The organism is Perlucidibaca aquatica (assembly GCF_001676655.1).
Classification (GTDB): Bacteria; Pseudomonadota; Gammaproteobacteria; order Pseudomonadales; family Moraxellaceae; genus Perlucidibaca; species Perlucidibaca aquatica.
Genome location: NZ_LZDB01000002.1, coordinates 1,036,805 through 1,060,424 on the forward strand (window position 1 = coordinate 1,036,805; position 23,620 = coordinate 1,060,424).

26 protein-coding genes and 1 tRNA gene are annotated in these 23,620 nt (G+C 54.8%); 18 read left to right on the plus strand and 9 right to left on the minus strand.

Translation table 11 applies throughout. The features are described from left to right. Positions 1-23: 23 nt before the first annotated feature. The 5 genes from mnmA to pabB are packed head-to-tail and all read left to right on the plus strand — an operon-like array spanning position 24 to position 5,796. On the plus strand, positions 24-1,148 hold the full coding sequence (gene mnmA, locus A8710_RS08610; protein ID WP_068859687.1) for a tRNA 2-thiouridine(34) synthase MnmA: 1,125 nt from the start codon (positions 24-26) through the stop codon (positions 1,146-1,148). Continuing rightward, complete coding sequence (locus tag A8710_RS08615) at positions 1,145-1,777, plus strand: lysogenization protein HflD (RefSeq protein ID WP_068859690.1); 633 nt, start codon at positions 1,145-1,147, stop codon at positions 1,775-1,777. Before mnmA ends, A8710_RS08615 begins: the two co-directional genes overlap by 4 nt. A gap of 51 nt (positions 1,778-1,828) precedes the next feature. Next, positions 1,829-3,205 (plus strand): adenylosuccinate lyase, encoded by a 1,377-nt coding sequence (purB, locus tag A8710_RS08620; protein ID WP_068859692.1) that lies wholly within the window; start codon positions 1,829-1,831, stop codon positions 3,203-3,205. 21 nt (positions 3,206-3,226) lie between these two features. Then, positions 3,227-4,453 (plus strand): JmjC domain-containing protein, encoded by a 1,227-nt coding sequence (locus A8710_RS08625; protein WP_068859694.1) that lies wholly within the window; start codon positions 3,227-3,229, stop codon positions 4,451-4,453. Beyond that, a complete protein-coding gene (pabB, locus tag A8710_RS08630) occupies positions 4,453-5,796 on the plus strand; it encodes an aminodeoxychorismate synthase component I (RefSeq protein ID WP_068859696.1) in 1,344 nt (447 codons plus the stop codon). The genes A8710_RS08625 and pabB overlap by 1 nt, the downstream gene beginning before the upstream one ends. A 62-nt stretch (positions 5,797-5,858) precedes the next feature. On the opposite strand, the gene thrH is transcribed toward pabB, so the two are convergent. Next, the gene (gene thrH, locus A8710_RS08635; RefSeq protein WP_068859698.1) at positions 5,859-6,473 is read right to left on the minus strand and encodes a bifunctional phosphoserine phosphatase/homoserine phosphotransferase ThrH; all 615 of its coding nucleotides are present in this window, start codon (positions 6,471-6,473) and stop codon (positions 5,859-5,861) included. Positions 6,474-6,655: 182 nt separating this feature from the next. Here thrH and A8710_RS08640 point away from each other — a divergent pair, with 182 nt between their 5' ends. Together A8710_RS08640 and A8710_RS08645 are read left to right on the plus strand one after the other, a co-directional pair. Next, on the plus strand, positions 6,656-7,897 hold the full coding sequence (locus A8710_RS08640) for a sensor histidine kinase (RefSeq protein ID WP_068859700.1): 1,242 nt from the start codon (positions 6,656-6,658) through the stop codon (positions 7,895-7,897). A gap of 74 nt (positions 7,898-7,971) precedes the next feature. Continuing rightward, positions 7,972-8,721, plus strand: coding sequence for a phosphoadenylyl-sulfate reductase (locus A8710_RS08645; protein WP_068859702.1), 750 nt, complete (start codon positions 7,972-7,974; stop codon positions 8,719-8,721). Positions 8,722-8,740: 19 nt separating this feature from the next. On the opposite strand, the gene A8710_RS08650 is transcribed toward A8710_RS08645, so the two are convergent. The 7 genes from A8710_RS08650 to cysB form a co-directional block, all read right to left on the minus strand. Continuing rightward, on the minus strand, positions 8,741-9,232 hold the full coding sequence (locus A8710_RS08650) for a GNAT family N-acetyltransferase (protein ID WP_068859704.1): 492 nt from the start codon (positions 9,230-9,232) through the stop codon (positions 8,741-8,743). A 4-nt stretch (positions 9,233-9,236) separates the two neighbouring features. Further along, positions 9,237-9,500: a type II toxin-antitoxin system TacA family antitoxin gene (locus tag A8710_RS08655; RefSeq protein WP_068859707.1), complete on the minus strand. Its 264-nt coding sequence runs from the start codon at positions 9,498-9,500 to the stop codon at positions 9,237-9,239. A 152-nt stretch (positions 9,501-9,652) separates the two neighbouring features. Continuing rightward, positions 9,653-10,054: a hypothetical protein gene (locus A8710_RS08660; protein ID WP_068859709.1), complete on the minus strand. Its 402-nt coding sequence runs from the start codon at positions 10,052-10,054 to the stop codon at positions 9,653-9,655. Between the two features lie 10 nt (positions 10,055-10,064). Continuing rightward, positions 10,065-10,439: a hypothetical protein gene (locus A8710_RS08665; RefSeq protein WP_068859711.1), complete on the minus strand. Its 375-nt coding sequence runs from the start codon at positions 10,437-10,439 to the stop codon at positions 10,065-10,067. A 134-nt stretch (positions 10,440-10,573) separates the two neighbouring features. After that, positions 10,574-11,530, minus strand: a complete 957-nt coding sequence (locus A8710_RS08670; protein WP_068859712.1) for a hypothetical protein — start codon at positions 11,528-11,530, stop codon at positions 10,574-10,576. 166 nt (positions 11,531-11,696) lie between these two features. Next, a complete protein-coding gene (locus A8710_RS08675) occupies positions 11,697-12,038 on the minus strand; it encodes a hypothetical protein (RefSeq protein ID WP_068859714.1) in 342 nt (113 codons plus the stop codon). 412 nt (positions 12,039-12,450) lie between these two features. After that, positions 12,451-13,431 (minus strand): HTH-type transcriptional regulator CysB, encoded by a 981-nt coding sequence (cysB, locus tag A8710_RS08680; RefSeq protein ID WP_068859716.1) that lies wholly within the window; start codon positions 13,429-13,431, stop codon positions 12,451-12,453. 119 nt (positions 13,432-13,550) lie between these two features. On the opposite strand from cysB, the gene A8710_RS08685 reads away from it, so the two are divergent. The 11 genes from A8710_RS08685 (at position 13,551) to A8710_RS08730 (ending at position 22,973) form a co-directional block, all read left to right on the plus strand. Beyond that, a complete protein-coding gene (locus tag A8710_RS08685) occupies positions 13,551-14,348 on the plus strand; it encodes a sulfite exporter TauE/SafE family protein (protein WP_068859718.1) in 798 nt (265 codons plus the stop codon). Between the two features lie 53 nt (positions 14,349-14,401). Next, entirely contained in the window at positions 14,402-15,478 is a 1,077-nt protein-coding gene (locus tag A8710_RS08690) for a 3-deoxy-7-phosphoheptulonate synthase (protein ID WP_068859720.1), read from the plus strand. Positions 15,479-15,703: 225 nt separating this feature from the next. Beyond that, positions 15,704-16,189, plus strand: a complete 486-nt coding sequence (locus A8710_RS08695) for a hypothetical protein (protein ID WP_068859722.1) — start codon at positions 15,704-15,706, stop codon at positions 16,187-16,189. 274 nt (positions 16,190-16,463) lie between these two features. After that, positions 16,464-16,952 (plus strand): hypothetical protein, encoded by a 489-nt coding sequence (locus A8710_RS08700; RefSeq protein WP_068859724.1) that lies wholly within the window; start codon positions 16,464-16,466, stop codon positions 16,950-16,952. A gap of 170 nt (positions 16,953-17,122) precedes the next feature. Continuing rightward, the gene (locus tag A8710_RS12260; RefSeq protein ID WP_157686368.1) at positions 17,123-17,266 is read left to right on the plus strand and encodes a calponin homology domain-containing protein; all 144 of its coding nucleotides are present in this window, start codon (positions 17,123-17,125) and stop codon (positions 17,264-17,266) included. Between the two features lie 54 nt (positions 17,267-17,320). Continuing rightward, positions 17,321-17,767: a translesion error-prone DNA polymerase V autoproteolytic subunit gene (gene umuD / locus A8710_RS08705; protein WP_068859726.1), complete on the plus strand. Its 447-nt coding sequence runs from the start codon at positions 17,321-17,323 to the stop codon at positions 17,765-17,767. Positions 17,768-17,771: 4 nt separating this feature from the next. After that, positions 17,772-19,040 (plus strand): Y-family DNA polymerase, encoded by a 1,269-nt coding sequence (locus A8710_RS08710; protein ID WP_068859728.1) that lies wholly within the window; start codon positions 17,772-17,774, stop codon positions 19,038-19,040. Between the two features lie 53 nt (positions 19,041-19,093). Next, complete coding sequence (locus A8710_RS08715) at positions 19,094-19,456, plus strand: DUF3024 domain-containing protein (protein WP_068859730.1); 363 nt, start codon at positions 19,094-19,096, stop codon at positions 19,454-19,456. A gap of 45 nt (positions 19,457-19,501) precedes the next feature. Continuing rightward, positions 19,502-20,866 carry a GIY-YIG nuclease family protein gene (locus tag A8710_RS08720; protein ID WP_068859732.1) on the plus strand — a complete coding sequence of 455 codons (1,365 nt, stop codon included), beginning with the start codon at positions 19,502-19,504 and terminating at the stop codon, positions 20,864-20,866. A 105-nt stretch (positions 20,867-20,971) separates the two neighbouring features. Then, positions 20,972-21,047: transfer RNA gene (locus A8710_RS08725), tRNA-Lys, on the plus strand. A 255-nt stretch (positions 21,048-21,302) separates the two neighbouring features. Further along, positions 21,303-22,973, plus strand: a complete 1,671-nt coding sequence (locus A8710_RS08730) for an FAD-dependent oxidoreductase (protein WP_068859734.1) — start codon at positions 21,303-21,305, stop codon at positions 22,971-22,973. A 67-nt stretch (positions 22,974-23,040) separates the two neighbouring features. On the opposite strand, the gene A8710_RS08735 is transcribed toward A8710_RS08730, so the two are convergent. After that, positions 23,041-23,619 carry a TMEM165/GDT1 family protein gene (locus A8710_RS08735; protein WP_068859736.1) on the minus strand — a complete coding sequence of 193 codons (579 nt, stop codon included), beginning with the start codon at positions 23,617-23,619 and terminating at the stop codon, positions 23,041-23,043. Between the last annotated feature and the right edge of the window lies 1 nt (position 23,620).

The following is a 23,620-nucleotide window of genomic DNA, read 5'->3' on the forward strand; positions in this document are numbered from 1 at the left end:
GCCGTGCATAGCGCCAGCCCAACATGAACTTAGATTCTTCATCCGTTAAAACAGACCGCCCGCCTTCTGGCCAAAAAGTCATTGTTGGCATGTCCGGCGGTGTCGATTCCTCTGTATCCGCTTGGCTGCTGATGCAGCAAGGCTATGCCGTGGAAGGCCTGTTCATGAAAAACTGGGAAGAGGACGACGGCACAGATTACTGCACCGCACGGGAAGACCTGGCCGATGCCCAAGCGGTGTGTGATCGCCTAGGCATTACGCTGCATCAAGCCAACTTTGCGGCCGAATACTGGGACCGCGTATTCGAGCACTTCCTCGACGAATACAAGGCGGGTCGCACCCCAAACCCTGACATTCTCTGCAATAAAGAAATTAAATTTCGCGCCTTTCTCGACTACGCCTTGCAGCTCGGCGCCGATTTCATCGCTACCGGTCATTACACCCGCCGCAGTGCGGGCAATCCGGCGCAGCTCTTGCGCGGCGTGGATGCCAACAAAGATCAGAGTTATTTCTTGCATGCCGTTGCCGGTACCCAGATCGCCAGAACCCTGTTTCCTGTGGGCGAGATCGAGAAGCCGGAGGTTCGCCGCATTGCCGCGGAGCTCGGTTTAGCCACCGCCACCAAAAAAGATTCCACAGGCATTTGTTTTATTGGCGAGCGCCGCTTTAAAGACTTTCTAGCGCAGTACTTGCCGGCACAGCCTGGCGCCATCGAGACCGATAAAGGCGAGGTCATTGGCGAGCACCAAGGGCTGATGTATTACACCCTGGGGCAGCGCCAGGGCATTGGTATTGGCGGCTTGAAAGATGCCGATGAAGCCCCATGGTATGTCGTGCACAAAGACGTGGCGCGTAATGTCCTGGTGATTGGTCAGGGTCATGAACACCCACTTATGATGAGTCGCTCCCTGTTTGCACGTGAGATTGACTGGGTGGCGGGGGAGCCTCCGGCATTCCCGCTGACCTGCACCGCCAAGACGCGCTATCGCCAACCCGATCAAGCCTGCACCGTGGTGCATGATGGCGCACGTTATCGTGTTGATTTCCAAGAGACTCAGCGGGCGGTCACGCCGGGTCAATCCGTGGTGTTTTATGTAGGTGACGTCTGCTTAGGTGGCGGCGTGATTGAGGAGACTGTTCCGGCATGAGCCAATTGAATCGTGATAAAACCCTGGCCCTTGCAGCCATTTTTCAAGCGGCTGGATTAGCCAATGAACTGGCCCGCAAAGGCAGCACAGATAGCTCGGTGGAAGCCTTCCTCACGCAGACGGTGTTGGTGATGGATACCGACAACATCAGCGAGATTTACCCCAGCATCGACGGCCTTAAGCCTGGCCTGCGCTGGCTTGAAGGCTGCCTATTAGAGCAGGGTCGCGGCCTGCAGAACGCGGGCGAAATTATTCGCATTGCGTTGGGCGTGATTCAGGTGGAGGGCCAGTTTAATGAACACGAAGGCGTACAAAATACCCTCCGCACCCGCTTGGAAAATATCAATCGTCAGCGCGTCATGAACCCTGACATGAGCAGCACTGAATTGAACAACCTGTTCGGCTCCGCTTACGTAGACAGCCTCGGTCAGCTGCGCTTCCGTGTGCAAATTCGGGGCGATGCCAAGCAATTGCAGGCACCGGGCATGGCCGAACGCATCCGAGCCATTCTCTTGGCCGGTGTGCGAGCAGCCTGGCTCTGGCGTCGCCTCGGTGGACGCCGCTGGCACTTAATCTTTACCCGTGGGCAAATCCTTCGGGAAATCCGCGAAATCGCCAAATCGGTGTAAACTTCGCGCCCTCAAAACGCCCTCTTTCCCTTTGCAGCTTCGGAGCCCGTCATGGCGCAATTCACTCAATCCACCACGCTGACCGCCCTGTCACCGGTCGATGGTCGCTACGCTGGCAAGGTCGACGCCCTGCGTCCTATCTTCAGCGAATTTGGCCTGATCAGCGCCCGTGTTGAAGTTGAAGTGCGTTGGCTTCAGCGCTTGTCCGCCCTGCCCGGCGTGGCCGAAGTGCCAGCCTTCAGTGCCGAAGCGCAGCAATTTCTGAATGCCCTGGTGAGCAATTTCTCGTTGGAGGATGCCGAGTGGATCAAGAATAGCGAGCGCGTCACCAACCACGACGTGAAGGCCGTGGAATACTTCCTAAAAGATCGCGTAAAGGCCTTGCCGGAGCTGGCTGCCGTGAGCGAATTCATCCACTTCGCCTGCACCTCGGAAGACATTAACAACCTCTCGCACGCGCTCATGCTGAAAGCCGGTCGTGATGTCGTGCAGGCACAAATGCAGACCGTTACCGATGCCATCCGTGGTCTCGCGCACCGCTACGCTGACATTTCCATGCTGTCGCGCACGCACGGCCAGACCGCTTCGCCGACCACGCTGGGCAAGGAAATGGCGAATGTCGCTTTCCGTCTGCAACGCCAAATTGAACAACTCGCCGCCGTGCCGCTGCTGGGCAAAATCAACGGCGCCGTGGGCAACTACAACGCCCATCTGGTGACCTACCCGGAAGTGGATTGGCAGGCCAATGCCGAGACCTTCGTGACCTCGTTGGGGCTGACCTTCAACCCCTACACCACGCAGATCGAGCCGCACGACTACATCGCCGAATACTTTGATGCCGTGCGCCGCTTCAACACCATCCTCATCGATTTCGATCGTGACGTCTGGGGCTACATCTCGCTCGGCTACTTCAAGCAGAAGCTGAAGGAAGGCGAAGTCGGCTCCTCGACCATGCCGCACAAGGTCAACCCCATCGACTTCGAGAACTCGGAAGGTAACCTCGGCCTGGCCAACGCCATCCTCAGTCACCTCGCCGAGAAACTGCCAATCTCGCGCTGGCAGCGTGACCTCACCGACTCCACCGTGCTGCGTAACCTCGGTGTTGGCCTCGCGCACAGCGCCATTGCCTACGATGCTGCGCTGAAGGGCATAGCCAAGCTGGAAATGAACGAACAGCGCTTGGCGGACGATCTCGATGCGTCGTGGGAAGTGCTGGGCGAAGCCATCCAGACGGTCATGCGCCGCTACGGCATCGATGAACCCTATGAAAAGCTAAAGGCGCTGACGCGTGGCAAAGGCATTGATCGTGAGCGTTTGCAGACTTTTATCGACACCCTAGACATGCCAGAGTCGGCCAAAGCCGAACTGCGCGCCCTAACGCCCGCCAGCTACATCGGCAACGCCGTTGCGCAAGCGCAACGCGTCTAATTACTCGACTCTGGATTGCCCATGCTGCTCACACCCCATGCTGTTGCCGATTGCCTAGCCGACGCCCCATTACCTTGGCTGGGTGGCCTGCGCGCCAGCGAATTCCTCCGCGATTACTGGCAGAAGAAACCGCTGCTGGTGCGTAACGCCTTTCCGGATCTGGCCCATTTGCTTGAGCCCAAGGAACTGCTGGAACTGGCCGAAACGGAAGATGTGGAAAGCCGGGTCATCGTTGAAGATGGCGCTGAGCCATGGGAAATGCGCGAAGGCCCGTTTCACCCCACGGTCTGGCGCAAGCTCAGCCAACGCAAATGGACCGCGCTGGTTCAGGCTGTTGACCACTACCTGCCGCCACTTGCCGATCTCTTAGACCACTTCGCCTTCGTGCCGGAATGGCGTATCGACGATGTCATGGTGTCTTATGCCGTGCCCGGTGGCTCCGTGGGCGCGCACTTCGACCAATACGACGTGTTTTTGTTGCAGGGTCCAGGTCAGCGCCGCTGGCAGTTAGGCGAGCAATGCAACGACGATACCCCGCGTCTTGAGCATGCTCAGCTTCGCCTCATTGCCGACATGCCCGTCACCTTTGATGAAACTCTCGGCCCAGGCGACCTACTTTATGTGCCGCCTGGCTTGGGTCATTTCGGTGTGGCACAAACCGAATGCCTGACTTACTCCGTGGGCTTCCGCGCGCCGTCCTTGGGTCATATTCTGGAACAAGTCGTGGATGCGGTGCTGCTTGAGCGCGGTACCGAGCAGCTCTATAGCGACGCGGGTCGCGCCCTGCCCATGCACCCCAGCGAATTAGGCCTGAGTGATGTCGCCACGCTCGCCACGACCTTGCAAAGCTGGCTACAACAACCGCTGCTGTTCCCAACGGCACTCGCGCCCTTCCTTAGCGAAGCAAAGTACGACGACTATGAGCCAGAAGGCGAGCCCTGCACATTGGCTGACCTTCGTGCTGCGCTCAGCGACGGCATTGATTTGCTGCGCGATCCAGCCTCTCGCTGGCTCTGGGAGCCTCAGACCCAAACCTTCTGGCGTAACGGGGCGGTAGTCACGGTGCCAGATGCCGTTAAGCCGTATTTGCCGCAACTGCTGACCGGCCGCCGCCAGCTCGCCGCGTATCTGGCGCAGCTGCCCGAAGCGGTCCTGAACTGGCTTGCGGAAGACATCAGTGCGGGTTACTGGCTTCCCGTTGAAGGCGCGCCATCTGCAGGCGACGCCGTGGGCACTGGAAGCCGCTGATGCGCCTCCATGAGTTGGCTTGGACTGACTCACCCGAAGCGGCCCTAGCGGCCGTTCGCGACCTGCCTTGGCCGTTGCTGCTAGACAGCCAAGCGGCCGGTCGTTGGGACATCTTAGTGGCCGCACCCCGCGCCTACTCGTGGCAAACCCCAGCCGGCTGGCAACACACCGATTGGCCCGCCACCCACCTCGCCAGCGATGCCGATGCCTTTGCGGTTATGCAAGGGCTGCAAGACTGGGGTGGCCCCGAGCAGGCTCGCCTCGAAGCAGCGCAAGACTGGCCCTTTGTCCAAGGTGTCATGGGCTGTCTAGGCTATGCCAGCGCCAGCGAGCGCGGCCTGCCGACCCCGCGCCACGATGACTGGCCGCTCGCCATCCTCGCCTACTACGATCAGGGCTGTGTCTGGGATCATGAGCAGCGCCGCTGCTTTGCTTGGAGCCTGAATGCGCAGACCTGGCCCGATTGGTTGGCGCGCCTACAATCGGCCACCGCCGCTCCCTGCCAGCCTTTGCAGCTCACTGCGCCATTCCAGGCCCTGACTTCGCAACCTCGCTACGCCGCCGACATTGCCCGCATTCACGACTTCATTCGCGCGGGCGACTGCTATCAGGTCAATTACACGCAAGCCTATGAAGCCCGCTGTGAAGGCGAGCTCTGGGATGCCTACCCAACGCTGCGCCCGCTCGCCCTCGCCCCGTATGCGGCTTATTGGCGTTTGCCTTGGGGCGAAATACTCTGCCTTTCCCCGGAACAGTTTCTGGGCATCCACCAACAACGCATTACCACACGCCCGATCAAAGGCACGCGCCGCCGTCAAACCGATGCCACTGCCGATGCCGCAGAAGCCAGTGCGCTGCTCGCCAGCGCCAAAGACATGGCCGAAAACATCATGATCACCGACCTGCTGCGCAACGACCTGAGCAAGCACGCAGTGATCGGTAGCGTGCAAGTACCGCAGCTCTGCGCACTGGAAAGCTTTGGTCAGGTGCATCATTTGGTCACTACCATTGAGGCCACGCTGGCCGCCGATGCCAATATCGCCAGTGTCTTGCGCGATGCCTTCCCCGGTGGCTCCATTACTGGCGCGCCGAAAAAACGTGTCATGGAAATTATCGAAGACATAGAGCCAACGCCGCGCGGTCTTTACTGCGGCAGCTTGTTCTACTGGGATGCCAGCGGCCATTTCGACAGCAACATCACCATCCGCACACTGGTGTTGAAAGACGGCACGCTGCGCACTTGGGCCGGCGGCGGCATCACGCTGGACTCACAGTGGCAAAGCGAATGGGAAGAATGTGGCAACAAAATGGGTGGCATCATGCGAGCCTTAGAGCAGCGCTGAACCTCTCGCTGCCCGCATAAAAAAAGCGCCCTGAGGCGCTTTTTTCGTTTAGGCGATAACGCTTAGGGAATCTTGCGCAGCGAGGCCTTGCGAATCTCGGCCTTCAATTCTTCGTAGTTGTGCGTAACCGGGAACTGCGGGAACTCACGAATCACATTCTCTGGCGCATCAAACAAAATGCCCTGCTCGGCCTCGCTGAGCATGCCCGTGTCGTTATAGGAGTCACCAGCGGCGATGCAGCGATAGTTCAGCGAGTGGAAAGCCTTAATGGCCATTGTCTTCTGATCTGGCTGACGCAGCTTGTAATCGGTGATGGTGCCGTCGTCAGCAACTTCGAGCTTGTGGCAGAACAACGTCGGCAAATCGAGTTGCTCCATCAGCGGCTTGGCGAATTCATAGAACGTATCGGACAAGATGATGAGCTGGAAATGGTCGCGCACCCAGGCCAAAAACTCGCGAGCACCCGGCAGAGGGCCCATCTCGGCAATCACCGCCTGAATATCGGGCAAGCCCAGCTTGTGCTCACGCAGGATACGCAGGCGCTGCTGCATCAACACGTCATAGTCTGGAATGTCGCGGGTAGTCGCTTCGAGCTCTTTGATACCGGTGCGTTTGGCGAAATTGATCCAGATTTCCGGGACCAGAACACCTTCCAAATCGAGACAAACCAATTCCATGCCAAACCTCTATTTTTGCCAATAAGTAGAACGATTTCTAAGGCTGGCAAGGTTAGCGAGTCGTGACTTCGCTTGCAAACTTAAGAAACAACTCAACGCGCACTTACAACGCGTTTCCCCCATAACGTTACAGACGCTGTGATAGCTTAAATGTAAGTTCTTTTTAAATGAGTACAGCTTCAATGAACTTAATTCCCGAATGCCATTTGGAGCGTATTCATGACCCCTTACGACTCGCCGCACTGGATGCGAGCGGATTGCTGGATACCTCACCGGAAGCGTGTTTTGATCGCTTTACGCGCTTAGTCAGCGACATCTTGGGCACGCCGGTGTCCATCATTTCCCTGGTCGATAAAGACAGACAGTTTTTCAAAAGCCAAGTTGGTTTAGGCGAGCCTTGGAAAACGCTCAGTCAAACCCCGCTATCTCACTCGTTTTGCCAATATGTTGTGTCCGAGAGGCAACCGCTCATTATCAGCGATGCGCGCTGCGACCATGTGCTGAAACATAATCTAGCCACCCATGAATTGGGTGTGGTGGCCTATTTAGGCATTCCGCTCACGACCTTAGAAGGCCACACTCTAGGGGCTTTTTGCGCCATCGACTCTAAGCCCCGCCAGTGGAGTGAGCACGACATTGCCCTGCTCAATGACTTGGCAGCGATTGCCATGACAGAGATTGAGCTTCGCCTATTGGCTCAAACCTATCGTGAAAAATACAAACAGCTCAAAACCTTAGAAACACAGCGCGACAGCATGGTGAACATGCTCGTGCATGACCTCCGCAATCCGCTCACCTCGCTACTCGCTGGCATTGAACTAATGACCCTCGAATCCCAGCTCACGCCGCTGCAACAAAGTGCCTTCGACGCCACACTGCGGGGCGGCCAACACTTAATGCGCATGGTCAATGACATTTTGGATGTGAGCAAAGCCAATGCCTCCAGCATCGAGATCAAGCGTAGCGATGTCGACTTCAATCAACTGCTGCTGAACACCTTTGCGGAGGTGAAACCCTTAGCCGCTCGCCATCACATTTCGTTAAATTGCTTTCCGGCAGCAGGCTTAAATACCCTGCAAGTCGACCCAGATAAGCTGTATCGCGTGCTCTTCAACCTCATTTCGAATGCGATTCAGCACACGCCGATTGATGGAAAAATTGATATCCGTTGCGCGCTGATGAACAACGCCCAGCTTTTAAAGATTGACATATCCGATACCGGCTGCGGCATTTCACTGGAAAACCAAGCGATGATTTTTGAACGCTTCTGGACCAGCCAAAAACAAACGGAGACAGAAAAGTCCTCGGGGCTAGGCCTCACCTTCTGTAAGCTCGCCTGTGAAGCCCATGGTGGAAAAATCTCGGTATCCAGCCAACTCGGCCGCGGCAGCACCTTCACCGTGACCCTGCCCATCCTGCACTAAACCTGCATCGGCAATCGGAAACGGCTCTGCTATGCTTCGCGGACATTTCAATGACTCCTCCGCTGGAAGCCGCCATGACCGTCAGTGCCGAACAAGTTAATCAATGGGTCGATGACTTAGCGGGCAAAAGCCCACAAACGATTGTGAAATTTGCCCTCACGACCTTCCCCGGCTTGGCGCTGTCATTTAGCGGCGCGGAAGACGTGGTACTGGTCGACATGGCCGTGAAAAGCAAGCTGCCTTTCCGTGTCTTCACGCTAGACACAGGCCGCCTGCACCCAGAGACCTACCGTTTTCTAGACACGGTGCGCGCGCACTACGGCATCCGCATCGAAACCCAGTACCCGCAAGCCGAGGCCGTACAACAGCTGGTCAATGACAAGGGTCTGTTTAGCTTCTACCAAGACGATCACAAAGAGTGCTGCGGCATCCGCAAGGTCGAACCGCTGCGCCGCATGCTCGCCACCACTAACGCATGGATGACCGGCCAGCGCAAAGACCAAAGCCCCGGCACGCGCAACAGCGTGCCGCAGATTCAGCTCGACACCAGTTTCAGCGGCACCGACGGCGCGCTAGTGAAATTCAATCCGTTGGCAAACTGGTCATCGGGCGAGGTCTGGGACTATATCCGCGCGCTGGAAGTGCCCTACAACCCGCTGCACGAGAAAGGCTTCATCAGCATCGGTTGCGAACCTTGCACACGGCCGGTGCTGCCCGGCCAGCATGAGCGCGAGGGGCGCTGGTGGTGGGAGGACGCTACTAAAAAGGAATGCGGGCTGCATATGGGCAATGTGGAAGCGGTCTCGTTCGAAGTTCGGAACTGAGTTTATCCAGCTGAAATAATTAGCTCGCTGGATTGAGCCTTAGCATCAGCGTCATGTCATGAGTGGGTGACACCTGAAATCCATGGCGCAAGTAAAATGCCTTGGCGTTGTCATTTAGGGCGTGAACCAGCAGTGCGCGTACTCCCGCGTGCTCGGCAACCGCCGAAGCACGGCGTACAGCATCGCGCAGCAGTGAAGCACCAAGCTGCATGCCTTGGGCTCGGCTGTGCACAGCCAATCGCCCCAGTATCAGTACAGGGATGGGATCTGGCATGCCGCGCCTAACATGACCGGCTGCTGCTGTTTGCGATACAGCACCGGCAGCCAGAGCGTAATAGCCCATCACTTGTCTCTGCTCATCGCACACCACGAATGTTCGACTGGCACCACTCAACTGATTGGCCATCGCCCGGCGTCGAAGCCAGTCATCAAGGCTGACCTCTCCACACAGGAAACTATCCAACCCATGCGCAGGCGTCAGGGACTCCGGCGCAGTAAAGTTGATGGGCATGGCGTCACTTCTCCCAGACCGGCTTTAACGCCATCAGCTTTTCCAGACCGGGGTTTGATGCCTGGGGTGCGTCGAGCAGCTCGGTGAAGCGCTGGAAACGTTCGGCATCCAAACCAAAAAATGTCTGGTCCAGCAGCACGGACTGAGCGCGTTCGCAGGCCACTTCAAGCATGAAGTCGGAGCGGTTCTTGCCGAGCAGTCTGGCGGCCTGATCGATCAAGTCTCGCTGCTCGGGAAGTGCACGCAGGTTGATGGCGGCTGCTCTCATGGCAAGCTCCTTGTATAGCTATTGGATATACAATGAGTGTGGTCCGGTGTGTAGCTGTTGTCAATACGCTGCAAACAATGGCAGGTAGTCGGCAGGGCTAACGCTTGAGTTCAGCGGCGGGTAAAATGTCCGCTGTAACGATTTTTTAGGTTTCAACTCTCGAGCGTATGCCATGCCGAGTAATTGCCATGCGCATTGGCTAAGCATCGAGCCTCATCGACAGAATACCTAGCAACTGGCGTGATGCTGTGGTTTTCGTAGTACTCGTCTTTGGTAAATCGCATTTTTTGATCATTAGATGTTTCGATCGCGAGGGGGCCAACCTCGATCCACGCGTGCAAGATCTTACGACCTTCATCCAAACCATCTGGTGGAACGGCATGACCATGTACAACTTCAATTTCGTCTTTTAGGCCCAAGTGTTCATACAAGTGTCCAAGCGTTTCGTCTTCCGACTTGCCGCTTTCAAACTGAAGCTTTAACTTAGTCAATTCTTCCGCGCCAATTAGTGAGGATTTATAGCAATCACCGAAAGGGCGTGCGGAATATTCCATGGTTGGAGTCTCAGCCTTCATGGGTCGGAAAGACCATAGGAATCGAGAATGAAATTCTAGACTCTGACCCTGACGCTGCATTTGATTGCCCCCCGGCCCCAAGACCAAACGACATAACCGAAACTTTGATGCCTGCTTGTGTTTCAGTGCCTTCCTGGACGGTTACTGCCACATCAAAGGACACCTTTTCTACAACCCTAGACTCACTATCTGGGTTAGCAAGAGCATTAGAGGCAGTCCGGCCATAGGCTTGACTGTCACCCGAGTTCACCCTGATTTTCGCGGGATTAACGACTGCATTTGTGTCTTTCAATGCATCACCGGCCTCAAGAATTCCTTCTGCGATTTGCTGCAGCGAGGACGCCACAAAGTCTTTAAGGTCCATCATTATTCTCCTTGAAACCTAACGCCGTGCTCATTTGCGCAGCGATTAAAGTGATTTTTGTGCAAAAATGAGCGTAGCGAATGCACAAAAACCGCGTAGACCGCTGCGTCAAATGAGCACTTTGTTAGGAGTTCTTAGTCATTGGGTAAATAAGCCAAACTATTTCTGAAAGCGGTTGTTGAGTGCACCTTATGAGCGGTCAATGGTGGCGCTGAAATAATTAGATCTAATGACTTATGAATATGAGCATTTGATGTTTTCTGCTTTAGTGTATTGGCCAGAACTCTAACCCGATCGTCCGGCTTAGATTTTCCTGTCGGCAATGAAAACTCTGAATCACCAAAAAGCTTGATAAATTCCACCACTTCAATATCGCTAAAGTTATTGATGTGCTTTTGATAATAAGGTAATGCGGATTCATCAACTCCCTGCTTATACCCATGACCATTCCCGACAAAACAGATAGATAATACCTTTACCCACATAGCACGCGCAGCGCGTGGAACATTTCCATTTGGAGGCAATGAGTTGTCCAGCGATTTAGCATGGGGATATTCATTATAGAAATTATTGGTGCCGAAATGTGCACGGCTCAAATTTTCAAGTATTTCAATAATCTCCCCGGCAAGACTATCTTCGTCTTTGTATCGTAGTCCATCAACTATTTGCAAAAATTCATGGGTGGCGTCTTTTCGATATCCTTCACCATTTTTCCTAAAAACACCAAATCTCGAACCAATTTCATATTTCCTATCATCTGTTGCAACTCTCCAAATGAATGGCGCAATTCCGGCTACATTGTTCTTTGCATCGACTGTAGTTTTCTCCGTTGTATATAGGCTAAATATTGTCCAGAGAAAGTCATCGATTCTTTCAATAGGCTGCTTAACAAGATCGGCACCAATTATTGAATAGTCGGCCGCTGAAATTACAGAGTTTCTAATGTTACTTAAAAGCTGTTTGACGACAATAAGTGAATGATCTGGCTTGGCAGTGATTGCGTATTTTAAACATACGCTTAGCCAACTCAACATTTCAAAACCATCTATGTCATTGTCATTCGGATGCGCTGCACTTGCATGATTCCTCATGAAGTTTACGTTTGCAAGCCGTTGATAGTTTACATCTGACAATAAGCCAATTCGCCTACAAGCTTCAAGCAAATCATGCTCACTAACCTGATCAATATCTTCTTCTTTTGAAAGGTTTTTATATCTAGAACTTATTTTTTCGGTTATCGAATAAAAATAATTTATATCAAACGAAATAATTTATATCAAACGAAATAATTAGCCTCCTAAAGGCTCTTATAGTTTCGTCCCATAAATAGTTTAACGCGCCGTCAAATAGGCCGACCGATATTGCCACTGTGAATTTCGATAAGTAATTGGACTTAATACGATCTTCGAATGGAATAATAGCCAAAGATTCTTCAAGTGAAAAAATTACTTTTTTTCGCTCTTCAATTGGCACAACAACATTATCAATCGGAAGTCCAACGTGAGATAGGTAGCCCTCCAATTGTTTATGGAGATTATCTATCGGCTGGCTAAGCTCCGTAGACTTGGCCTCTATTGTTAATGCTTTACCATCGATCACTTTAGTACCCTCTTATTTATTCTACTTTTCGGAGTTAACACAATTCCTAACTTAGTTTATACCGCAGTGCTGCGGCGTAATTACTTTGATCTGCTGCATAAGGCAGGGAAGCGGGAGGGAAGCTCAAGGCTTTCAATGCTTTGGCAACTTGAACACAGCACTCCTTGCCGACAAATACCGCATATCTTGTGTTGTGGAGCATGGCATGACACCACGCCGCAAACAATCCTGCTGCATAACACGCACGACTAGCGAAATGCGGAAACAGTAACTACCCTTAACCACATGATTCCACAAGGATGAGGAAGATCATGCCATTAGTAACCCCGGAGAAAGACCGGCAGCGATGCCCCGCCACCACTGCTGAATCAAGCGCTACACTCTGTATCACAACAAACGGCATCCAGCCCCCTCAAAAACTCGGCAGCTCCCGACCTTTGAACAAATGATCCACCTCGGCCCGGGCATCGCCCCGATTCAACACCGACTCCACCAGCCCCCGCGTTAAATGCGGGGCAAAAGTTTCAATGAAGTCGAACATGAAGCCGCGCAAGAACGTACCGCGCCGGAACCCGATGTGCGTGGTGCTGGGCTCGAACAAATGCCCGGCATCCAGGGCCACCAGGTCGCTGCCATCTTTCTCGGCTTCAAAGGCCATGCTGGCAATAATGCCCACGCCCAAGCCCAGTCGCACATAGGTCTTAATCACGTCGGCATCGGTGGCGGTAAACACCACGTTGGCGGCCAGGCCGGCCTGGCTAAAGGCCTCGTCTAACTTAGAGCGCCCGGTAAAGCCGAACACATAGGTCACAATAGGGAATTGCGCCACAGCCTCCAGCGTGAGCTTATCCAACTGCGTGAGTGGATGATCTTTGGGCACGACCACGGAGCGGTTCCACTGGTACGCGGGCAGCATAACGAGGTCGGTAAAGTGCTCTAGGGCCTCCGTGGCGATGGCGAAATCGACCGTACCGTCGGCCGCCATTTCAGAGATTTGCTGCGGCGTGCCTTGGTGCATGTGCAGGGCCACATCCGGGAACTTGTCACGGAATTCGGCAATCACCGGCGGCAAGCGATAACGTGCCTGCGTGTGAGTAGTGGCCAGGCTCAGGCTGCCTTTGGCTTCGTCGGAGAACTCCAGCGCGACCTGCCGAATAGACTCAGTTTGGCGCAGCACTTCCCCGGCGAGTTTGAGGATGGCCTGTCCGGCGGGCGTGACGCGCGTGAGGTGCTTGCCGTTGCGGGCGAAAATTTCCACGCCCAGCTCATCTTCTAGTAAGCGAATCTGCTTGCTGATGCCGGGCTGCGAGGTGAACAGGGCATTAGCCGTTTGCGAAACATTCAGTTCATGCTGGGATACTTCCCAGATGTAACGCAGCTGCTGCAACTTCATCATCAAACTCCAGCTGATATAACTCAATGCTATAAAGCTAGCATGAAAAATTCTTAGCTAAACGGTTAAAAACCCACTATTTTCGCCGCCCATCCTGTTTTCCCTAGGCAGCCTCTGCAATGCCCCTCGCGCCACACGATTTGCTCTTTATTCTTTCCGGTGCGCTGGTCGGCTTTGTTGTGGGTGTGACCGGCGTGGGCGGTGGTTCGCTGATGACCCCGCTGCTAACCCTCATGGGCGTGCCGCTGCACACGGCGATCGGCACCGACTTGCTGTATGCCTCCATTAGCAAAACCGGTGGCGCCATCGTTCATCACCGGCATCGCAACATTGATTGGCGCATCACCCTAACTCTCGCGGCAGGCAGCTTGCCCGCAGCGCTATTGACCGTTTGGGGCCTGAAATACTGGTTCCCAGACGCCAGTGCCTACAAAAGCATTCTCACCCACGCCCTCGGCTTTATGCTGCTGGTGACGGCCCTGAGCTTGCTGCTGCGACCATGGCTGCAGCGCCGCCTGCAAGCACGCACACACACGCCGGTACGCGACTTCTTGGCTCGCCATCAAACCGCGGCGACCGTTGCTATGGGTGTGGCATTAGGCGTGCTGGTTACGTTGTCGTCGATTGGTGCGGGCGTGTTCGGCGTGATGGTCTTGGTGACGCTGTTCCCGGCCTTGGCCATGATTCGCATCATCGGCACCGATGTGACCCATGCTGTGTTGCTGACCTTGGTGGCGGGTCTGGGTCACCTCAGCATGGGCAATGTCGATTGGCATCTGCTCGGCCTACTGCTCATCGGCTCACTACCGATGATCGTAATCGGCACCAACCTCAGCTCGCGTCTGCCGGAAGACCTGATTCGCCCCATTTTGGGCATGACGCTCATGCTACTCAGCGTGAAGTTCATCTTTTTCTAAACTTTGCTTTTCGCCACTTTGCGCTATCATCGCGGGCTTGCGTGGAGACCGCTATGAACCCAGCTGACAATACTGTCGTCGACCTCAATATTCGTTCCATCGATGTCCTGATTACGCCTGAAGAGCTCAAGCGTGATTTGCCCCTCACCCCAGCCGCACGTGCTGCGGTGGTTGAGGGCCGTCAGGTCATCCGTAACATTTTAGATGGCAAAGATCACCGCCTGTTTCTGGTGATCGGCCCCTGCTCCATTCATGACGTGAAAGCTGCGCATGACTACGCCCAGCGCTTAAAGACCCTGGCGGCGCAAGTCAGCGACACCCTCTACTTGGTCATGCGTGTCTATTTCGAGAAGCCGCGCACCACGGTGGGCTGGAAAGGTCTGATCAACGACCCGCGCATGGATGACAGCTTCCGTATTGAGGAAGGTCTGCATGTGGGCCGCAAGCTGCTGATCGAGCTCAACGAACTGGGCTTGCCCTGCGCCACCGAAGCGCTGGACCCGATGTCGCCGCAGTACATGCATGACCTCATCGCCTGGTCGGCCATTGGCGCGCGCACTACCGAATCGCAGACGCATCGCGAGATGTCGTCGGGCCTGTCGTCGCCGGTCGGCTTCAAGAACGGCACCGATGGCGGTCTGAAAGTCGCTACCAATGCCCTGCTCTCGGTACAGAACCCGCACAGTTTTCTGGGTATCGATAACCAGGGCAAAGTCGCGGTCATCAACACCACCGGCAACCAGTACGGCCATGTCGTGTTGCGCGGTGGCGATGGCAAGCCGAACTACGACTCGGTGTCGGTGGCGCTGGCCGAGCGTGAGCTGGAAAAAGCGAAAGCGCCGATGAACATCATGATCGATGCCTCGCACGCCAACTCCAACAAGGACCCGGCGCTGCAGCCGCTGGTCATGGACAATGTCGCCAATCAGATCGTCGAGGGCAACAAGTCCATCATCGGCATGATGATCGAGTCGCACATCAAGTTCGGTCGTCAGGATATTCCCAAGGATCTGTCGCAGCTGGTTTACGGCCAGTCCGTGACCGATGGCTGCATCGACTGGGAAACCACCGAGAAGGCCGTGTTGTCCATGCACGCCAAGCTTAAGGATGTGTTGCCGACGCGGCGCTAAGCTATTGCAGCAAGCTGACTGAAATGCCAGCAGATAAATAGCCCCGGTCGCTCACGCGCCGGGGCTTTTTTGTGCTCGAAGCAACACCCTATCAGAATAGTGCCGAGGCAAAGAATTACATTTTCAGCAACTCATAACGAAATGCATTAAAAATAAAACACAACACCAACACAAAAAACCACTTCCATTGCTACAAGTCAGTAGCGATCACAAGGAGGTTACTCAATGCAAAATCTTTCAAAAAAAACGCTTCATATCTCAGGCATTGCTCTGGTTTGTCTTTTCGTTGCTGGACCTGGAGCATGCGTTCCCAAAGGCGAAGACTTTACGCCAGGCCTCAAAGGTATTGATTCAGATGCCAATGGTATTCGAGATGATATCGATGCGTTAATTCTGCAAAAATATGCCGATACTCCCACTATAAAAAAAGCCGCTGAGAAATACGCTCGTACAGTACAGGTATTTATGGAAGCAAACACAAAGCAAGAGGCGTATCAGGCTGCCAAAGAGTCAGGAAATATGGTTGACTGCATTGTTCATATTATTTTACCTGGTAATAACATTGAAAATTACAAGAAAAGAGGCCAGCTTATTGATGAAATAGTGGCATACACAGCAAATACACGCGAAAGATTTGAAAAATACTGGTCTTCTAGTAAAATGATTGGTGGTGCTAGCTTTCAAATAGAAAAAAAGCCAATTTGCGATTGACTAATTTATAAGCACTTAAATAGACTGAAATATCTTAACCGCTATGTGAGGCTGAAACCGGACCTAGATAAAAAATGTACTTGGAACGATCATTTTTATGATTAGTTCACGCGACAATTATCTTGATAAAGCGCCAATCCTGTCACGGTAGCACTGTTAGCTGAAAGTACTTTTCAATAATTAACTAAAAAATATATTATTAATAAAATCCAACGCCAACATAAAAATTAATACTAGTTCTAAAAATCAGTAGCGATAACAAGGAGGTGTACTCATGACAAATCTCTCGAAAAAAACACTACCTATTTCAGGCATTGCGCTAGTTTGTCTTTTCGTTGCTGGACCCGGCGTTTGCGATCCGAAAGGTGAAGATTTTACGCCAGGCCTCAAAGGTATTGATTCAGATGCCAATGGTATTCGAGATGATATCGATGCGTTAATTCTGCAAAAATATGCCGATACACCCATCATTAAAATGACCGCCGAAAATTATGCCCGTGCAGTTCAAAGCTTCATGGAAGCTCAAACAAACGAAGAGGCTTATGCAGCCGCACAAAAATCAGGACATATGATTAACTGCATAAACTTTGTTGCATTCGCTCCACTAAGCAATATTGATAACTACACACGAAGTAGCCGACTAATTAAAGACATATCTGCATATACCGCAAACACTAGCGAGCGCTTCGAGAAATATTGGTCTTCTAATGAAATGATCGGTGGTGGCAGATTTCATATCGAAACAAAGCCAATTTGCGATTGACTAATTTATAATAACGGCGGTCTCCAGAACCAAGTGCAACACCTGATATCTAATCGGGTACCTTGCGCCGATGAACAGACACTATCACCGTATTGGTCCTGAAGAACGCGCCTTCATCATAATCAGCATCTTCTGAAACCTTCTACTTGATGCGTCCAGAAAGCTTTCTAATGGCTGCAAAATTAGATGTGCAGGAGGTCACGAATAGCTCAGACCCCAACCAGAACGGAAAGCTGCGTTATGTCATCACACCCGTGAATGGTCTTTTACCCATACCAACAGCGTGGCAAGCGGTTATCGCTACCGTGCTATAAAAATAGATCGGCGTATGCCTTGCGTTGATCGAACATCCCGATAATACTGTCCGTATGAACAGCATTATCGGCAAACCCCTCATCCCCTTCATTCGTCGTCGCTTCGCGTTTTTCGATGCGCTGATTCCGGCTGGCTTTCCCTCGCCAGCCGCCGACTACGTACAAAACAGCATCGATCTCCATGAGCGTCTGATTCACAACGCCGCGGCCACATTCTTTGTGCGCGCCTCCGGAGACTCCATGCGCGATGCCGGCATTGTTGATGGCTCGGTGCTGGTGGTGGATGCCTCACGCCCGCCCGTCTCTGGCCATATTGTGGTGGCCTGCTTGGATGGGAAATACGTGGTCAAGCGCCTGCGTCACAGCCAGGGCCGCGTCGAGCTGCACTCGGAAAACAGCCTCACGCCCTACCCCGTGCTGCGCCCCAGCACCGACTTACAGATCTTCGGAGTGGTCACCAGCCATATTGTGGAACACCTAAAAAAACCGAGGACAGGCTAAGCTCATGGCGCTCTATGCTCTGGTAGATGCCAACAATTTCTACGCCAGCTGCGAGAAAATTTTCGACCCCGCACTGGCCGACACGCCCTTGGTGGTGCTATCCAATAACGACGGCTGCATTGTTGCACGCTCGGCCGAGGCCAAGGCGCTGGGCATTCCCATGGGCGCGCCCATGCATCAGTGGCAAGCCTTTTGCGATGCTCACGGTGTGATCAGCAAAAGCTCCAACTACACCCTCTATGGCGACATGAGTGCGCGCATGCTGAGCATTCTGCAGGACATGTGCCCGCAAGTTGAAAGCTACTCCATCGACGAGTCCTTTCTCGACCTCGCCGGCTATGCCGATGCCCGCGCCTATGGCCTGCGTATCCGCCAACGCTTGCAGCAAGACATCAAAATCACCTGCGGCGTGGGCATAGGCGCGACGAAAACGCTGGCCAAATTCGCCAACCATCTGGCGAAGAAGCAAGCGGAATTCGCGGGCGTCTGCCAACTCAGCGCCAGCACCTGCGCGCGCACTCAGGCACTTATGGCCGCTTACCCGGTGGCCGAGGTTTGGGGCGTGGGGCGACAACTCAGCGCACGCTTACAGGCCGACGGCGTGGAGACCGTTTTAGATTTAGCGCGCTGCGATCCGCTGGCCATTCAGCAGCGCTATGGCATCGTGCTGGCAAAAACCGTGCGCGAGCTTCGCGGTGAGCCCTGCCTCACGCTCGAGGACGTCGGCCGCCCGAAACAGCAAATCATCGCCTCACGCTCGTTTGGCACCACAATCACTGACCCCAACGCCATCAAAGCCGCCATCAGCCATCATGTCAGCCGAGCGGCCGAAAAGCTGCGCGCCCAGCAAGGGCAATGCGCACACCTGTATGTCATGTTGCGCACCAACCCATTTCGCGAACAAGATACGCAATATCGACGCAGCATTTTGGTGCCACTCGCGCAAGCCTCTGCCGATACCGGTCTACTGCTGGCCGCTGCCATGCGGGGTTTAAAACAGATTTTTGTGCCGGGTTTGCGCTACCACAAGTGCGGCGTCATGCTCGGTGAAATCAGCCCCGTGGGCCAACAGCAAACCGATTTGTTTGCCCCGGTCGATGACCCGAAACGCTTGCGTCTCATGGGCCTGATGGATCGCATTAACCGAGATCAAGGCGCTGGCACACTGCAATTTGCCAGCACACAACTCAGCAACACGTGGCAAATGCGTACCGGCAATCGCTCGCCACGCTACACCACCTGCTGGGACGAACTACCGATCGCCTATGCCTGAACGGCAGCGCAATCGTTATACTGACCCACATTGCCGACAGGGAGACTGGCTCGATGATGAACACCCGCTTACAAGCCCGCGTCACGGAGCACTTGGAAACGCTGATGGCCGAAATCCGGCCACTCCCCAGCGAGCGAACACACTTAGACTTCAGCTATCGCCTCAACGATGACGCCTTTATTGTGCAGCAGCACGCGCGCGCACTCGATGCCGAAATGCTGGTCGCACATCCGGTGTTGAAAGTCCTGCATAGTGAAGACCCGGATGGCTGGCTGCTCTACGAGCTCAACAGCGACGGCCACTGGCAAGCCTATGCCGACATGGTGTTTAGCGCAGACCTGAGCGATGTCATGGGCGTCGCCCGACGCATGGCGGGCCTGGAAGAGCAGCGCCCATCCATCTCAGTGGCGAGCTAGCCCTGTAGACTTGCAGGCGCACCCAAACTTGCTAGGGTGCGCGCCATGTCCAACACACAAAGCAACCTGCACAGCCACTCCCGCGACGCTGAACTGCTACGCACGCTTGCCCTAGCGCTGGGTCAGCCCGTGGTCATCGCCGGCATGACCTTGAGTGGCCCACGCTATCATCGTGACCACCTAACTGCGCTCAGCCTCGCCACGCTCAACGCCGACACCGTGAACCTGCAACACTGGTCCAGCACCGCCGACATCGCTCCACTGACCACACCCGATCACCCGATCAACGGCCTCTGGCAAAACCATTGGCTCATCGCTCACAGTGCACGCCTGCACTACGCCTATTTAAAAGCGACTTGGGCACGCGCCGATCAAAACCTACAGCTCCGCACGCTATGTGCTCAGCGGCTAAGACAAACGCTGAATCTTCCGGTCTGGCCACTTAAGGGGGACGCCAGTGAACGCCTCCGGCAAACGCTAGACAGCCTCCACGATGCGCTTGAGCAAGCAGGCCTCAGTGCCGTTCAAACCGCCATCAGCACGCTGAAAAAGCGCCCCAGCCTGCCGCCGTATTTAGATGAAACGCTGGTGGATGAAATGCCCACCCGCTGTGGCGTGTATTTTTTTCATGGCGACAGTGGCCTGCTCTATGTCGGCAAAGCGAAGAACATCCGCCAGCGCGTACTCAGCCATTTCAGCAACGACATCAGCGATGCCAAAGAAATGCGCATGGCGCAGCAGGTACGGCATATCACGTGGGAGATCACCGCCGGTGAACTGGGTGCTCTGCTCCGCGAGGCGCGCTATGTGAAAACCCTACAGCCTCTGCATAACCGACAATTACGTCGGCAACAGAAGCTGATCTCGCTCACGCTCGCTGCCAACCCCGATGGCCTGCTGCAACCTCACTGGCTCGATAGCGATGCCGTGAATGCCGCCCAATCGCTCTACGGTTTGTTCACCTCACCCGCCGCTGGCAGCAAATTCCTGCGGCAACTGGCCAGCAACCACGGGCTCTGCGATTACGCACTAGCCCTGGAGCGCCGACTCAAGCGCCCTTGCCCCTCACGCCAGCTGAAGCGCTGCCAAGGCCTCTGCGACGGCAGTGAAACCATCATGAGCCACAACCAACGCCTGCAAGCCGCTTTAACTGCACACGCGGTGATGACTTGGCCCTTTGATGGCGCCGTGGTTATTACCGAAACCGATGCCAGCAATGGCGACACCGATTTTCACGTCATTCAACACTGGTGCTGGCTAGGCAGCACAGCACACGCTCACGAAATTGAAGGCATTGCGCGAACACCCACGCAAGCGCTGCTCGATAAAGACAGCTACCGGCTCTTGGTGAAAGCCCTGCTCGGGCTATCGCCGTTACCGCATCGGTTACTCACGCCAAGCGCCTGCTGAAAAGAAATGGCGGAATTATGGTCATCTAAACGTCGCCGCACTTGCCCAACGCCAGACTAGGCAATACACTACGCGCCGCTTGATTAGCTCCATGTTAATCAGCATGGGTCGTTAGCTCAGTTGGTAGAGCAGTTGGCTTTTAACCAATTGGTCCTGGGTTCGAGTCCCGGACGACCCACCAATAACTTGTTGATTTTCAACAGAAAAAAGGCGCCTTATAGGCGCCTTTTTTATTTCCGGGACACTCTCGGGACACTTCTGAGTCAAATCTCATTTTCCCCGACGTCTCCCCTCATTTGAGTAGCGTCTCAGTGTGCTACCGAACAGAGAGCGACTCGCTCCAGGGATAAGGTGCTCGAAGTCCGCAACGCTAATTAAATCGCCACGCCAAGCTGCCTAAAACGGACTGAAATTCGGTCTGACTGGAACGCCCCGTATGATTAAAAATCCCGACAAGACAGTGGCCATCTATGGCGCGGGCATCGCCGGCCTCACCGTTGCACACGAGCTGGTGCGGCAGGGTTGGCAGGTGTCGGTCTACGAGGCCAATGCCGATGCCGGTGGCTTCTTTCGCAGCGCCCGAATCGCCGAGGACAACAACATGCCCTCCGAATACTCTTGGCATGGGCTAGGCCCGTGGTACCACAATGTCTTCGATCTGTTGCGGCAGATTCCATTCGATGCGGCGGGGAGCGTTTACCAGAGAGCCCTGTCGCGACCGATCGCCTTCGGCGTGGGTGCAGATGACGGGCAGACCACATTCAACGATGGCACAGGCCTGTTGCCGGGCATCGGAAAAGTGTTCCGGATGACGCGGCGCGATCAACTGCATTGGAGCTGGCTGCTACTCAAGGCCTGGACAGCGAACCGGCGCAGCACCGAGCATTTCGCCAACCTAAATGCAGCCGAGCAATGGCGGCCCTTGCTGAGCGCAAAAGCGTGGTCAACCTGGGTGGCCTGCTTTGGTCCCTGGATCGGCTCGGATTGGACTCGCGTGTCCCTGCACCACGTCGGCCTATTTTTCCGCAGGCAGTTGTTCTGCCGACCCACCCACGACCATCCTGCAGATAGCGACGGCCCAGCCTGGCAACAGGGTGCCGGCAGCGGCTGGCTGCTTCTGCGCGGCCCGAGCAGTGAGTACTGGTTCAATCATTGGTTGCGTCATCTGGAGGCCAGCGGTGTGCGCTTCCACTGGCAACAGGCCCTGCAGCGCCTGGATTATGACGGCGAGCGGATAACCGCCGCGCAGCTCGACTCAGGAGCCCAGGTCGAAGCCGCCGTGCATGTGCTAGCGACCCACCCCTTTGCGGCGGCCGAGATTCTTGCCCGCACGCCCAGCCTGGAACGGCTCGAGCAGTTGCGCCTGTTTAAACCATTGATCCGGCAAGGCCCGCATGCCCAGGTCTCTTTCCGAGTCGCCTTCGCTGAACGCGTGTACTGGCCCCGCCAACGCTGCGCCCTGGTGCTGGCCGACTCCGAATTCAACCTGACCTTGTTTGCCGAAGAGCAGGTCTGGGCGCAGGAGGTGTCGCTGGGCGATAAGGTAGCTTCGCTATGGACCGGCACCTCCTGCGTCTCCAGCGTTCCCGGCCGCCTGTTTGGGCTGCCGGTGGAGCGTTGCACCAAAGCGCAATTCATCGCCGAGGTGAAGGCGCAGTTGCTGCGCTGCGGCTCACTGGATGCCATGATTCGCGAGGCCAATGGCGGACGGTCACTGGCCTCGTTCGCGATACTGCACTTCGAGGTCTGGCACGAATGGAGGTTTTCGGCCGAAGGAATATTTTCGAGCCAACCGAAATGGGTCAATGCGACTGGCAACTTGCAGTGGCAACCGACGCAGGTCACCCCTGTGGCGAACCTGCTGCTCGCCGGTGCCCACACACGCACTGCAGCGGATGTATGGAGTATCGAGGCCGCGGTTGAAAGTGGCCGGCGTGCGGCACAGCACGTCGAACCGGAAATCACCGTGCTGCCACAATACCGACCGATCTGGCTGCGACTATTTGGCGCGGTCGACGATGTGCTCTATCGCCTGCATGCACCGCATGTGCTCGACCTGCTTTGCGCGGGATTGCTGACCGGACTCGTCCTGTTGGTGATCAACTAATTCCTGATCCTGTTTTCCGTATCAACGTCAGCACCGCGGGCACATCGAGATACGACTGCATAATTTCTCAAAAACCGACATATGACCCTGCGCCAAACAGCGTAGCCAATCCTAAAATCGCAAAGATGGCTGCAGCGATTGAGTGAACCCACTTCATCGGTATCCTCGAAGCCAATTTATCACCGGCAAAAACAGCGGGCACATCGGCGATGAGCATGCCAAGCGTCGTGCCCATGATCACAAGCACAGGAGCCGCATAGTGAGCCGCCAAGGCAACGGTAGCAATTTGCGTCTTATCGCCCATTTCAGCCAGGAAGAAAGTCATCAAAGTCGCTCCAAAAACTCCGAAGTGTTTGGCAACTTGAATCTCATCCTCGTCAATTTTGTCAGGGACCAAAATCCAGATAGCCATGCCAAGGAACGACACACCAAGAGCCCAGCGCAAAATTTCTGGCGTGACCGCATGCGTAATCCAAGCCCCCAGTGCACCGGCCAAGCCATGATTCAATAAAGTCGCTACGAAAATGCCCAAAATAATCGGCACGGGCTTCTTGAATCGCGCTGCCAACATAAAAGCCAAGAGTTGAGTCTTGTCGCCGATTTCAGCGAGAGCAACGACACCAGTGGAGACAAATAACGATTCCATG

Excerpts from the sequence above, each read along its gene's own strand:
- mnmA (WP_068859687.1), top strand. The coding sequence starts at position 24 with ATGAACTTAGATTCTTCATCCGTTAAAACAGACCGCCCGCCTTCTGGC.
- A8710_RS08615 (WP_068859690.1), top strand. The coding sequence starts at position 1,145 with ATGAGCCAATTGAATCGTGATAAAACCCTGGCCCTTGCAGCCATTTTT.
- purB (WP_068859692.1), top strand. The coding sequence starts at position 1,829 with ATGGCGCAATTCACTCAATCCACCACGCTGACCGCCCTGTCACCGGTC.
- A8710_RS08625 (WP_068859694.1), top strand. The coding sequence starts at position 3,227 with ATGCTGCTCACACCCCATGCTGTTGCCGATTGCCTAGCCGACGCCCCA.
- pabB (WP_068859696.1), top strand. The coding sequence starts at position 4,453 with ATGCGCCTCCATGAGTTGGCTTGGACTGACTCACCCGAAGCGGCCCTA.
- thrH (WP_068859698.1), bottom strand. The coding sequence starts at position 6,473 with ATGGAATTGGTTTGTCTCGATTTGGAAGGTGTTCTGGTCCCGGAAATC.
- A8710_RS08640 (WP_068859700.1), top strand. The coding sequence starts at position 6,656 with ATGAACTTAATTCCCGAATGCCATTTGGAGCGTATTCATGACCCCTTA.
- A8710_RS08645 (WP_068859702.1), top strand. The coding sequence starts at position 7,972 with ATGACCGTCAGTGCCGAACAAGTTAATCAATGGGTCGATGACTTAGCG.
- A8710_RS08650 (WP_068859704.1), bottom strand. The coding sequence starts at position 9,232 with ATGCCCATCAACTTTACTGCGCCGGAGTCCCTGACGCCTGCGCATGGG.
- A8710_RS08655 (WP_068859707.1), bottom strand. The coding sequence starts at position 9,500 with ATGAGAGCAGCCGCCATCAACCTGCGTGCACTTCCCGAGCAGCGAGAC.
- A8710_RS08660 (WP_068859709.1), bottom strand. The coding sequence starts at position 10,054 with ATGGAATATTCCGCACGCCCTTTCGGTGATTGCTATAAATCCTCACTA.
- A8710_RS08665 (WP_068859711.1), bottom strand. The coding sequence starts at position 10,439 with ATGGACCTTAAAGACTTTGTGGCGTCCTCGCTGCAGCAAATCGCAGAA.
- A8710_RS08670 (WP_068859712.1), bottom strand. The coding sequence starts at position 11,530 with ATGAGGAATCATGCAAGTGCAGCGCATCCGAATGACAATGACATAGAT.
- cysB (WP_068859716.1), bottom strand. The coding sequence starts at position 13,431 with ATGAAGTTGCAGCAGCTGCGTTACATCTGGGAAGTATCCCAGCATGAA.
- A8710_RS08685 (WP_068859718.1), top strand. The coding sequence starts at position 13,551 with ATGCCCCTCGCGCCACACGATTTGCTCTTTATTCTTTCCGGTGCGCTG.
- A8710_RS08690 (WP_068859720.1), top strand. The coding sequence starts at position 14,402 with ATGAACCCAGCTGACAATACTGTCGTCGACCTCAATATTCGTTCCATC.
- A8710_RS08695 (WP_068859722.1), top strand. The coding sequence starts at position 15,704 with ATGCAAAATCTTTCAAAAAAAACGCTTCATATCTCAGGCATTGCTCTG.
- A8710_RS08700 (WP_068859724.1), top strand. The coding sequence starts at position 16,464 with ATGACAAATCTCTCGAAAAAAACACTACCTATTTCAGGCATTGCGCTA.
- A8710_RS12260 (WP_157686368.1), top strand. The coding sequence starts at position 17,123 with ATGGCTGCAAAATTAGATGTGCAGGAGGTCACGAATAGCTCAGACCCC.
- umuD (WP_068859726.1), top strand. The coding sequence starts at position 17,321 with ATGAACAGCATTATCGGCAAACCCCTCATCCCCTTCATTCGTCGTCGC.
- A8710_RS08710 (WP_068859728.1), top strand. The coding sequence starts at position 17,772 with ATGGCGCTCTATGCTCTGGTAGATGCCAACAATTTCTACGCCAGCTGC.
- A8710_RS08715 (WP_068859730.1), top strand. The coding sequence starts at position 19,094 with ATGATGAACACCCGCTTACAAGCCCGCGTCACGGAGCACTTGGAAACG.
- A8710_RS08720 (WP_068859732.1), top strand. The coding sequence starts at position 19,502 with ATGTCCAACACACAAAGCAACCTGCACAGCCACTCCCGCGACGCTGAA.
- A8710_RS08730 (WP_068859734.1), top strand. The coding sequence starts at position 21,303 with ATGATTAAAAATCCCGACAAGACAGTGGCCATCTATGGCGCGGGCATC.
- A8710_RS08735 (WP_068859736.1), bottom strand. The coding sequence starts at position 23,619 with ATGGAATCGTTATTTGTCTCCACTGGTGTCGTTGCTCTCGCTGAAATC.